We start from the raw sequence: 498 nt of genomic DNA, 5'->3' as shown, positions 1-498 counted from the left end.
GTTATTGCGGTAGTCGTAATGCGAGCGGAGAGACCAGCGGCGCAGTGCTGGGGCGGAATGTAAAGATTACATCATTAAAAATTGCAATATCATGAACTTCTTTTTATGTTTAATTTCTTTTGAAAGAAAATATTCACGATTTGGTGTGGATTTTCCCAAAACATTGATCTAGTTTTAAAAAAAACATTATAGCATAAATATGCTATCACTTTCTTTATCCATGTCTAGGCTTCCTAACGCTCCAAGATCTAAAGAATAAATCTCATCAGAACCTTTGCGCAAATTTAAGAAGTACCCAAGATCACCATCTTGACCAATCAATAAAACGTCGGGCTCAACTTCTTGAATTGCATAGGTATTATTTCTTTCAAGTAAATCAAAACAATTGAAAACATAAAGCTGATCACCATTCGCTCGTTGAATTTCATACGAGTCAGTGTCCTTGACGTTCTCAATCATAAAGCGCTTATATTTAGAAGGTAAAGGCATGTGCATGAA

1 protein-coding gene is annotated in these 498 nt (G+C 35.5%); it reads right to left on the bottom strand.

All coding sequences use genetic code 11. From position 1 onward, the window contains the following. Window positions 1-186: 186 nt before the first annotated feature. Window positions 187-495, bottom strand: coding sequence for an SMI1/KNR4 family protein (locus INF68_RS22955; protein WP_193525476.1), 309 nt, complete (start codon window positions 493-495; stop codon window positions 187-189). Window positions 496-498: the final 3 nt, after the last annotated feature.

The sequence above is a fragment of the Enterobacter cloacae complex sp. P16RS2 genome, assembly GCF_014982155.1.
Lineage (GTDB): Bacteria > Pseudomonadota > Gammaproteobacteria > Enterobacterales > Enterobacteriaceae > Enterobacter > Enterobacter cloacae_M.
This window is presented reverse-complemented; position numbering and strand designations above follow the sequence as displayed.

What these genes read in the sequence shown, in the direction of transcription:
- INF68_RS22955 (WP_193525476.1), bottom strand. Translation starts at nt 495, where the DNA reads ATGCACATGCCTTTACCTTCTAAATATAAGCGCTTTATGATTGAGAAC.